Source organism: Segatella copri, from assembly GCF_003465495.1.
In the GTDB taxonomy this organism is placed as follows: domain Bacteria; phylum Bacteroidota; class Bacteroidia; order Bacteroidales; family Bacteroidaceae; genus Prevotella; species Prevotella copri_G.
In genome coordinates this window covers 889-3,170 of the sequence record NZ_QSAV01000087.1, presented here as the reverse complement: position 1 = coordinate 3,170, position 2,282 = coordinate 889, and the positions used below count along the sequence as shown (strand labels likewise).

4 protein-coding genes are annotated in these 2,282 nt (G+C 31.2%); 3 read left to right on the top strand and 1 reads right to left on the bottom strand.

What is annotated here, in order from left to right:
• Together DWV53_RS16015 and DWV53_RS14970 are read left to right on the top strand one after the other, a co-directional pair.
• On the top strand, window positions 1-182 hold a 182-nt coding region (locus tag DWV53_RS16015; protein WP_220432022.1), incomplete at its 5' end, for a hypothetical protein.
• Window positions 179-868, top strand: coding sequence for a hypothetical protein (locus tag DWV53_RS14970; protein ID WP_118082112.1), 690 nt, complete (start codon window positions 179-181; stop codon window positions 866-868). The genes DWV53_RS16015 and DWV53_RS14970, both read left to right, overlap by 4 nt.
• Before the next feature lie 121 nt (window positions 869-989).
• Here the strand turns inward: DWV53_RS14970 and DWV53_RS14965 are convergent, their stop codons facing one another.
• Complete coding sequence (locus DWV53_RS14965; RefSeq protein WP_254971789.1) at window positions 990-1,238, bottom strand: copper resistance protein NlpE N-terminal domain-containing protein; 249 nt, start codon at window positions 1,236-1,238, stop codon at window positions 990-992.
• A gap of 363 nt (window positions 1,239-1,601) precedes the next feature.
• Here DWV53_RS14965 and DWV53_RS14960 point away from each other — a divergent pair, with 363 nt between their 5' ends.
• Window positions 1,602-2,045 carry a hypothetical protein gene (locus tag DWV53_RS14960; protein ID WP_118155404.1) on the top strand — a complete coding sequence of 148 codons (444 nt, stop codon included), beginning with the start codon at window positions 1,602-1,604 and terminating at the stop codon, window positions 2,043-2,045.
• Window positions 2,046-2,282 lie beyond the last annotated feature (237 nt).

Sequence of the window (2,282 nt, the reverse complement as noted above, 5' to 3'; positions counted from 1 at the left end):
ATCAAGATAAAGGAGAACTGGTCGCAAATTGCGACCGGTTCAATAGTTTGAAGCACTCAACAGTTCGTTCAAATGTTCATTATGTAGGCTCCATAAAAGATCCGAATGGTGGATATGGCTATCCAATGATTAAAGATTATTCTGATTTTTTGAAGGGTCAACAAAAATTGAAAAATAAATGAGATTTATATTTTGTATTTTTTTGTCAGTTATAGGATTGGTTAGTTTTGGTGAAACATCTAAAAAACTTGAAAATGGTATCTATCATAATGAAACCAGTTCAAAATTGATAGAAATTAAAAATGACACACTAAAGTTCTATTCCTCCTCTTCTATAGAGGGGGAACAGAGTTTTCCTTTGGCTATTTGTCAAATAACTAAAGTCAGCGATACTTTTTTTGAGATAAATTCAATAGAAGGACCGATGCAAAGTGCTTTTAAAAACATTTTAATTATCGAAGAAGTTTCTGGTAATAAAACTCTTGCTGAAATACTTTTCAAAGTTCCGAATACAACTATGCCTATAAAGTTTAATGTTTATTGTGGAACTATTTCGTATTCTGGGATTACTGAAAAAGGGACATGTACTATAGTATTGAATCGTAATAGAATTAATTCTCCAAAAAGTTTCAGATTTACATTGCAACCAATGTATTATACCGAAAGTAATCCCGCAGGCCAATACTTTGGTGTCTTATACTACGAGTATCCGTATAAAGTGGATTTGAATACTGAGAAAAGTATTATTATAAATCTACCTGATGTAACAGATAAACTTTTCAATCAATATTATTTATTAGGAGAGTATATACAAGTTACACCAAATGGTATAAAATGGAGAGGTGAATACTACAAAAAACAACAATAATCTTAGTGTGTTTACTATTCAATATGTCTTTGTAAACAATAATTTGTAAAAGTCCATCTTTGGTTCGAGTGTAAAATAAGCTGTGTTCTACTACAATGGGTAAACACAGTTTATTTACATTTCATTTCTTTATTAGGGCATAGTTTTCCCGATTTTCTTTTTTAGGTTCGTTACCAAACGAGTCAATCAAAATAATATTGTTGCCATCCCTCACCTTGTATAATATATTGTCACCACTCGAAGGAGGTATGAACATCAAGATATTTCCGTCAAGCACTTGAAATGTTCCCCTTAACTTTTCCTGTTCATTTTGCTCTTCCTTGTATGTCTGTATCAACAAATAGGTTCCGTTAATATTTAATGTGAGTATTGTCTCAACATAAGGCGGTAATATTCCGCAATATATTCCAATAACGGAATCTATACCAATATTAAAGCACTTTTTTGATTAATTCAACAATTCCATACAATATTCTCAAATTCCTATCGTTCTTTAGCTATAACATAAAAAACGAGCAACATGAAAGTATCAACAAAACAAGGTTATAAACCGCCTTAAAATTCAGTTGGGCTTATCTGAGGATAATTCCGTTAGCATCTTTGAAACATTTTCCATACTACGCCATACAGCGTTTTGTCCGTGTCACCGACACGGAGGGCAATGTAACGACCTCTACTTACGACATGGGTGAAATGTGAATGAAAGACCTCAAACTGTAAATGTAACCATAAAATGAGAAATTACATTTGTTTAATTACGCTTTACGCTTTTACCTATATTTTATACTCTTGCTCTATGGAGCAAGAGTATAATTCTTTCAATATAATATATTGTAAAGAAGTTTCCTCAGGATTACAATATAATAATTCTTGTGGAACGATAGAATATAGAGGGGAGAAATATACTATAAAAAAGAGTGTTTATTATGTTAAAAAGAAACTGCAAAATGTAGATGTGTATAGGAGTGATGGTATAATATCCTATACTAAAAGTGAAGTAGAATCTGATAAAAAACTCGCAAACTATTTAGGGATTCCTTTGGTTAGAATTGTTGTGATTAGTAAGGATAAACTTTTGGATAATAATACATTATTTTCTTATGAAGCAAAAGGAGATTCTATATTTGTCAATCAGGCAAAAAATCTTGTCATTTACGTAAATTCTATTCAAAAGTAAACTCTATGGGGAGTTTTTTATTATGGTTCTACAAGAATTAGTGTGTGTTAACGAGAGTGTAAGCTGGTGAGTTAATAAAACGACAATCACCGCAATAAAACTATTAATTTTACGTTCTTTTCAAAGAAAGGGGTTGTGCAATAGTGGCTTAAAGGCTAAAAGCACTACCTTTGAATGCTGTTAAATATGGTAAAGTTCAAAGTCACAATTTGTGATCTCAAAAATAAAGATAGAAAT

Excerpts from the sequence above, each read along its gene's own strand:
- DWV53_RS14970 (WP_118082112.1), top strand. The coding sequence starts at position 179 with ATGAGATTTATATTTTGTATTTTTTTGTCAGTTATAGGATTGGTTAGT.
- DWV53_RS14960 (WP_118155404.1), top strand. The coding sequence starts at position 1,602 with ATGAGAAATTACATTTGTTTAATTACGCTTTACGCTTTTACCTATATT.